Source organism: Kitasatospora sp. NPDC041917, assembly GCF_055589745.1.
In genome coordinates this window covers 102,579-108,817 of the sequence record NZ_JBVJBI010000029.1, presented here as the reverse complement: position 1 = coordinate 108,817, position 6,239 = coordinate 102,579, and the positions used below count along the sequence as shown (strand labels likewise).

Below are 6,239 nucleotides of genomic sequence, written 5' to 3'. Positions count from 1 at the left end.
TCGGCGAAGATGATGTCGGGCTTGCCGGCCAGGGCGCGGGCGCAGGCGACGCGCTGCTGCTGGCCGCCGGAGAGCTGGGAGGGGCGGTGGCTGAGCCGGCCGGAGAGGCCGACGGTGTCGACGACGCGGTCGAGCCAGGCCTTGTCGACCTTGCGGCCGGCGATGTCCATCGGGAGGGTGATGTTCTCCAGGGCGGTCAGGGTGGGGAGCAGGTTGAAGGCCTGGAAGATGAAGCCGATGTGGTCGCGGCGCAGCTGGGTGAGCTGCTTGTCCTTGAGGCCGACGAGCTCGGTGTCGCCGATGGTGGAGGAGCCGGAGGAGACGGTGTCCAGGCCGGCCATGCAGTGCATGAGGGTGGACTTGCCGGAGCCGGACGGGCCCATGATGGCGGTGAACTCGCCCTGGGGGAAGGTCACGGTGACGTTGTCGAGGGCGACGACGCGGGTCTCCCCCTCCCCGTAGACCTTGTTCAGGCCGGTGGCTCGGGCGGCCGCCAGGCCGGTGCGGACGGCGGTTGCGGTCGGCGTGGTCACGGGGGGCTCCTTGTGCTCGTGGACTTGTACCTCCATGCTCCGCGACGTGATCATGGTCTTGCGTCGCTCCGCCGGACGGTTGGCCCTACCACCGCTGGGCGTACGGGAGGGCTGGACCCTCCTCCTGCGGTATGACGTGAACCCTGAGGCGGCGGGATGGCCGGAACGGATATCCTTCGTGGCCGAATCCCGGACAGTTCGTCAGATGGCAAGGAAACATGACAACTTCCGGGGCAGGGAACATGCGAAAGAGTGAGCCGGGCGACTAGGCTCAGGGTGGTTTCGCAAGAGCCCGGATGGTGGAACGCAGACACGGGCAGCTTAAAACTGCTTGGCCGCGAGGCCGTGCCGGTTCGAGTCCGGCTCCGGGCACCGACAACCGCGGGGGCGCCGACGGCGTCCCCGCCGGTCGTTGTTCACCGGATCCTCCTCGCGGCGTATCCCGGAATTTTTGCCAAGCCATTACCCTTGTACACGGGCGGTGCAGTGCCGCCACGGAGGGAATGAGCAATGAGAAGCAGCAACCCGGTCTTCTCGCGGGAGGGGTCCTTCACCCGCGACTCCGGCTACGCGGGGTTCGGTACCACCGCGCAGGCCGGGAGCCCGTACGGCCAGAACGCGCACGGTCAGAACCCCTACGCGGGTACGCCCTACGCCCAGCAGCCGCAGGGCCAGGCCCCCATGACCGACGAGCAGCTCTACGAGCTGTACAACGGGCCGTCGGCCGGCCCGGCGGCCACCGGGCGGATGACGCTGGACGACGTGGTCGCCCGCACCGCCATGACGCTGCTGACGCTGGTCGTCGCCGGCGCGGTGGCCTGGTTCGCGCTGCCGTTCGAGAACTTCGGCTTCGCGATCGCCGCCAGCCTGGTGGCCATGGTCGTCGGCCTGGTGGTCTCCTTCAAGCGCAGCGTCAGCCCGCCGCTGATCCTCACCTACGCGGCCCTCCAGGGCTTCGCGATGGGCGCCGTCTCGCACGCCTTCAACACCTGGCTGAACGGCATCGTGATCCAGGCGGTCCTGGGTACGGCGGCGGTCTTCGCGGCGATGCTGTTCGCCTACAAGAGCGGAAAGATCCGGGTCACCGCGCGCTACCAGCGGATCGGCATCGCGATCGCGCTGGGCTTCGTGCTGCTGATGCTGGTCAACATGGTCGCGATGGCCTTCGGCGCCGACATGGGCCTGCGCTCCGGCCCGCTGGGCATCGTGGTCGGCCTGATCGGCATCGGCCTGGGCGCCTTCTTCCTGTCGCTGGACTTCGCGTCGATCGAGGAGGCCATCGCCCAGGGCGCGCCGCAGCGGGAGTCCTGGCGGGCCGCCTTCGGGCTGACCCTGTCGCTGGTCTGGATCTACATGGAGATGCTGCGGCTGATCGCGATCCTGCGCGGCGACGACTGACGGTCCCTTCCTTCGTGAACCACTGCCGCCGGGCCCCGGAGCGACTCGCTCCGGGGCCCGGCGGCTTTTCGCCTAGGCTCGCTGCCATGCATGACGTAGCGCCCCTGGACGTGGATCCCCTGGTCGAAGCCGCCGAGTCCCTGGCGGATCGTTTCCGCTCGCTGCCGCAGAGCAAGCTGCTGGGCGCCGTGCCCGGGTACGGGTCGCGGGCGGCGGCCGCGCTGGAGCTGGCCCGGCGGCTGGTCGCGCTGACGGCGGCGGTGGAGGGCGGCCCGCGGCGGGAGTTCCCGGACGCCGGGGCCTTCGCGGCGGGGGACCAGCTGGCCGTCGCCGCCCACGACCTGGCGGCCGCGCTCGCGGCGCTGCCGGAGGGCGCGGAGGTGGCGCTCCCGGACGGGCCGGTGGCGGCGGCCGAGGTGCTGGCCGGGGCGGCGGCCGCGGTGCGGGAGACGGCGGCGCTCTGCGGCTGAGGCCCCGGGACGCGTGTACACGCCGAAGGCCGGCCGGGTCGGTAACCCCGCGACCCGGCCGGCCTTCGGTGCGCCGCGCGCTGGTGATCCCGCGATCAGGTGAGCCGGTGTCAGATGCTGGCGACCACCCGGTCGGCGAGCACGTAGACGGCCTCCTCGTCGGTGGAGAAGGTCAGCGAGTACGAGCCGGAGAAGCGCGAGCCGCCGAGCAGTCGGACGTGCTCACCGGCACGGACCGCGTCGATCAGCCGGTAGGCGGCCTCCCGGTCGCCCGGGGCCACGCAGAGGGTGGTGCCGTCGGCGAAGGCGTACACGTCCAGGGTGCCCAGCGGGCCGGGGCGGACGTCGATCAGGGCGACGGCCTCCTCGGCGAGGGCGGCCAGCCGGGTGTCGGTCCACTCCCGGGACGGCGCCTGGCTGGGCACGAAGTCGGGGTGCGAGGGGTGGCGGCGCGGGTCGGGCGCGGCGACCGGGGCCTCCTCGACGGCCTGATCGGCGTCCAGCAGCCCGGCCTCCAGGCCGGTGGCCAGCAGGTCGGCCTCGCGGCGGGCCCGGGCGTCCTTGGTCTCGCCGGCCGGGTGGCCGGGGCGCAGCGGGACGCCGCCCTCGGTGCCGGGCTCGGCCGGGGCGGTGCCGCCCTCGTTGATCAGGTCCTCCAGCGCGGAGCGCAGCGCCTCGCCGAACTCCGGGTCCATCGTCCCGGCGTTGTCGACGGCGTCCTGCGGGCCGGTGGGGCGGGGGAAGAACAGCGGCCACTCGTCGGTGCCGGAGAACGCGCCGGAGAACGGGGAGTCGAACAGCGGGGCGTCCTCGGCCGCGCGGGCCTCCTGCTCGGCCCAGAACGCCCGGGCCTCGGTGATCTCCCGCTCGCGGTCGGCGGCGAGCGCCTCGGCGACGGCCCGGCGTATCGCGGCCTCGTCCACCGGGGCGGGCTCGGCCGGGGCCGCGGCCTGCGCGTCCAGTCGGCGGGAGAGTCCGCGGAGGTGGAGCAGCACGGCGGTCGACACGGCGATCAGGATCAGCAGCAGGATGGTGTAGACGGCGCTCACGGAACGTACTCCTAGCGAGGAGCGGAACGGGGTTACGTGTCCACACTGCCGCATGCGGGGCTGTTACCGCAGTGGCGAATGTCCAATTCGTCCAGGACTTTCGCTCTTGTCCCCAAATTGTTAGGTAACACCGTTCTACGCAGTGGAGTTGATCCGCTCCGCAGTGTCGATTTCCGGGTCGAAAACGAACGAAAAGAGGGCCGGATCGACCTCGCGGTGTGATTCGGCCCTCAATTACGCTGCGTCACTCCAAATGGGTGGTCCAGACCCTTCGGAGGGTGTCCCGAGGGTCAGCTCAGGCGCTCGACGACCATCGCCATGCCCTGGCCGCCGCCGACGCACATGGTCTCCAGGCCGAACTGCTTGTCGTGCCACTGCAGGGAGTTGATCAGGGTGGTGGTGATCCGGGCGCCGGTCATGCCGAAGGGGTGGCCGATCGCGATCGCGCCGCCGTTGACGTTCAGCTTGTCCAGGTCGACGCCGAGGTCACGGTAGGAGGGGATCACCTGGGCCGCGAAGGCCTCGTTGATCTCGACCAGGTCGATGTCGTCGATGGTCAGGCCGGCCCGCTTGAGCGCCTGCCGGGAGGCCTCGACCGGGCCGTAGCCCATGATCTCGGGGGAGAGCGCGCTGACGCCGGTGGAGACCACCCGGGCGAGCGGGGTGATGCCGAGCTCGCGGGCCTTGGTGTCGGACATGATGACCAGCGCGGCCGCGCCGTCGTTCAGCGGGCAGCAGTTACCGGCCGTCACGGTGCCGTCCGGGCGGAACACCGGCTTCAGGCCGGACACGCCCTCCAGGGTGACGCCGGCGCGCGGGCCGTCGTCCTTGCTGACCACGGTGCCGTCCGGGAGCGTCACCGGGGTGATCTCGCGCTCCCAGAAGCCGGACTCGATGGCGGCCTCGGCGAGGTTCTGCGAGCGGACGCCGAACTCGTCCTGCTCGGCGCGGGTGATGCCCTTGAGCGCGGCCAGGTTCTCGGCGGTCTGGCCCATCGCGATGTAGGCGTCCGGCAGCAGGCCGTCCTCGCGCGGGTCGTGCCACGCGCCGCCGCCCTCCTCCGCACGCTTCTTGGTGCGCGCCTGGGCCTCGTCGAAGACCGGGTTCATGGTGCCCGGCATGCCGTCCGAGGTGCCGTTCACGCTGCGGGAGACGGTCTCCACGCCGGCCGAGACGAACACGTCGCCCTCGCCCGCCCTGATCGCGTGCAGCGCCATCCGCGTGGTCTGCAGCGAGGAGGAGCAGTAGCGGGTGATGGTCGCGCCGGGCAGGTAGTCCATGCCCATCTGGACGGCCACGATGCGGGCCAGGTTGTGGCCCTGCTCGCCGCCGGGCAGGCCGCAGCCCAGCATCAGGTCGTCGATCTGGCGGGGGTCGAGCTGGGGCACCTTGGCCAGGGCGGCCTGGATGACGTGGGCGGTCAGGTCGTCCGGGCGGACGTCCTTGAGCGAGCCCTTGAAGGCCCGGCCGATCGGCGAACGGGCAGCGCTGACGATGACGGCTTCGGGCATGGCGGGCTCCTCGCTGGGTGACGGCGGACCTGGCGTCCGGGAGGAAAGTTACCGCCTGGTAGGTCAGTCGTCACCCGCACCAGCGTGTGAGCTGGCCGACGTATTCCCAGGGGCTCCGCCGGCGCGCGGACCGGCCTCCTTCCCGCTCTCCGGGCCGGTCGGGCCGATCCGCAGCCGGTGCCTCAGCTGGGCCCAGCGGCGGCCCGCGCCCTCCGCCGCCACGGCCGTCACCTCGGTGCCCTCCCGCCCGGCCGCCGCGGCGGCCGCGACCGCGACGGGCAGCACCGCGGCGCCCCGGACGGCCGTGGCCGGGCGGTCCTCCTGGGGCCAGAGCCCCAGCACGGCGCAGACCGAGGGCAGCACGGCCATCGCGGCGGTCGCGTAGCCCTGGGCGGAGGGGTGGTAGCGGTCGGCGGCGAACATCTCGGGGCGCGCGGCGAACTCCGGGCCCAGCAGCGAGCCCAGCGAGACCGTCCGGCCGCCGGCCTCCACCACCGCGATGGTCTGCGCGGCGGCCAGCTGCCGGCTCAGCCGGCGGGCCACCCAGCGCAGCGGCGGCCGCACCGGCTTGATCGTGCCGAGGTCCGGGCAGGTTCCCACGACCACCTCGCAGCCGTTGGCGCGCAGGGCGGCGACGGCCTCGCCGAGCTGGCGGACGGCCAGTTGGGCCGGGCTGTGCCGGGTCACGTCGTTGGCGCCGATCATGATCACGGCGACGTCCGGGCGGTGCGGCAGCGCCTGCTCCAGCTGGCCGGAGAGGTCGGCGGAGCGGCCTCCGGAGCGGGCCACGTTGACCAGCCGGACCGGGCGCTCGGCCACCGAGGCGAGGCCCGCGGCCAGCAGTGCGCCCGGCGTCTCGCCGGAGCGGGCCACGCCGAGGCCGGCGCCGGTGGAGTCGCCGAGGACGGCCAGCACGAGCGGGGGCTGCGGGGCGGCGGAGCGGTCGGCGAAGGCCTCGCCGTAGACGCCGTCGGCCCTGGGCGGGTGGGTCTCCAGGACGCCGATGGCCTGGATCGCGAGTTTGCTCTCGGTCAGCAGCAGGCCGACCAGGCCCACCCCGAGCAGGCCGAGCCCGCCGCCGCCGTACGCCGCCGCGGTGGCGATCCGGCGGGCCACCCGGGCCCGCGAGTGCTGCGCCCCTGGCATCCCGGTGCCCCCTTCCCGTGCTCCTGCCGGCCCCTCCGGGCCACGGCAATGCCTGCACAGCGCTCTTACCCGCGCGGGGGCCGGGAGTACCGGGGGCGCCGGTGGGGGTGGGCCATTGGGGGCGGTGGGAAG

General features: G+C 72.9%; 6 protein-coding genes and 1 tRNA gene. 3 read left to right on the top strand and 4 right to left on the bottom strand.

Going from position 1 to position 6,239, the window contains the following annotated elements:
• On the bottom strand, window positions 1-569 hold a 569-nt coding region (locus tag ACZ6EM_RS28935), incomplete at its 3' end, for an ABC transporter ATP-binding protein (RefSeq protein WP_452180065.1).
• Window positions 570-823: 254 nt separating this feature from the next.
• Between ACZ6EM_RS28935 and ACZ6EM_RS28930 the strand changes: the two genes are divergently transcribed.
• The 3 genes from ACZ6EM_RS28930 to ACZ6EM_RS28920 all read left to right on the top strand — a co-directional run bounded on the left by ACZ6EM_RS28930 (window position 824) and on the right by ACZ6EM_RS28920 (window position 2,401).
• A tRNA-Leu gene (locus ACZ6EM_RS28930) sits at window positions 824-905 on the top strand.
• A gap of 138 nt (window positions 906-1,043) precedes the next feature.
• Window positions 1,044-1,931 (top strand): Bax inhibitor-1/YccA family protein, encoded by an 888-nt coding sequence (locus tag ACZ6EM_RS28925; RefSeq protein ID WP_359914059.1) that lies wholly within the window; start codon window positions 1,044-1,046, stop codon window positions 1,929-1,931.
• Between the two features lie 86 nt (window positions 1,932-2,017).
• Window positions 2,018-2,401 carry a hypothetical protein gene (locus ACZ6EM_RS28920; RefSeq protein WP_465773580.1) on the top strand — a complete coding sequence of 128 codons (384 nt, stop codon included), beginning with the start codon at window positions 2,018-2,020 and terminating at the stop codon, window positions 2,399-2,401.
• Between the two features lie 110 nt (window positions 2,402-2,511).
• On the opposite strand, the gene ACZ6EM_RS28915 is transcribed toward ACZ6EM_RS28920, so the two are convergent.
• The 3 genes from ACZ6EM_RS28915 to ACZ6EM_RS28905 form a co-directional block, all read right to left on the bottom strand.
• Window positions 2,512-3,450 (bottom strand): hypothetical protein, encoded by a 939-nt coding sequence (locus ACZ6EM_RS28915; RefSeq protein WP_465773579.1) that lies wholly within the window; start codon window positions 3,448-3,450, stop codon window positions 2,512-2,514.
• A 290-nt stretch (window positions 3,451-3,740) separates the two neighbouring features.
• On the bottom strand, window positions 3,741-4,961 hold the full coding sequence (locus ACZ6EM_RS28910) for an acetyl-CoA C-acetyltransferase (RefSeq protein WP_380548736.1): 1,221 nt from the start codon (window positions 4,959-4,961) through the stop codon (window positions 3,741-3,743).
• A gap of 63 nt (window positions 4,962-5,024) precedes the next feature.
• Window positions 5,025-6,107 carry an SGNH/GDSL hydrolase family protein gene (locus tag ACZ6EM_RS28905; protein WP_465773578.1) on the bottom strand — a complete coding sequence of 361 codons (1,083 nt, stop codon included), beginning with the start codon at window positions 6,105-6,107 and terminating at the stop codon, window positions 5,025-5,027.
• Window positions 6,108-6,239 lie beyond the last annotated feature (132 nt).

Bases quoted from the DNA above. Each gene is read 5' to 3' on its own strand.
- ACZ6EM_RS28905 (WP_465773578.1), bottom strand. From the start codon at position 6,107: ATGCCAGGGGCGCAGCACTCGCGGGCCCGGGTGGCCCGCCGGATCGCC.
- ACZ6EM_RS28910 (WP_380548736.1), bottom strand. From the start codon at position 4,961: ATGCCCGAAGCCGTCATCGTCAGCGCTGCCCGTTCGCCGATCGGCCGG.
- ACZ6EM_RS28925 (WP_359914059.1), top strand. From the start codon at position 1,044: ATGAGAAGCAGCAACCCGGTCTTCTCGCGGGAGGGGTCCTTCACCCGC.
- ACZ6EM_RS28920 (WP_465773580.1), top strand. From the start codon at position 2,018: ATGCATGACGTAGCGCCCCTGGACGTGGATCCCCTGGTCGAAGCCGCC.